Annotated in this window: 1 pseudogene; it reads left to right on the top strand. The window is 64.2% G+C overall.

What is annotated here, in order from left to right:
* Window positions 1-192 (top strand): annotated as a pseudogene (locus G8O24_RS43400) (hypothetical protein); the annotation flags it as partial.
* Window positions 193-246: the final 54 nt, after the last annotated feature.

The following is a 246-nucleotide window of genomic DNA, read 5'->3' as shown; positions in this document are numbered from 1 at the left end:
CTGTGCGGCATCGACATGCCGGGCTCGGCGGAGATCCAGGCCAAGCTGCGCGCCGAATTTCGCAAGGACGGATCGACCCAGGCGCGCGCCGCCAATCCGTCGCGCTACTTCTTCGCACCGCTCGAGCCGCTCGAGTTCGCTGAGCAGGCAGCTGCGCGACAATGGCGTCAGCTTCTGCAGGAACTCCGTTAGCTCGTCGATCTCGTCCATGGCACGCAATCTCTCGCAACGATTCCAGCAGGCCTA

The organism is Bradyrhizobium campsiandrae, assembly GCF_014529705.1.
GTDB classification, from domain to species: Bacteria; Pseudomonadota; Alphaproteobacteria; order Rhizobiales; family Xanthobacteraceae; genus Bradyrhizobium; species Bradyrhizobium campsiandrae.
The sequence above is the reverse complement of the archived record's forward strand: the minus strand, read 5'-3'. Positions and strand labels throughout refer to the sequence as shown.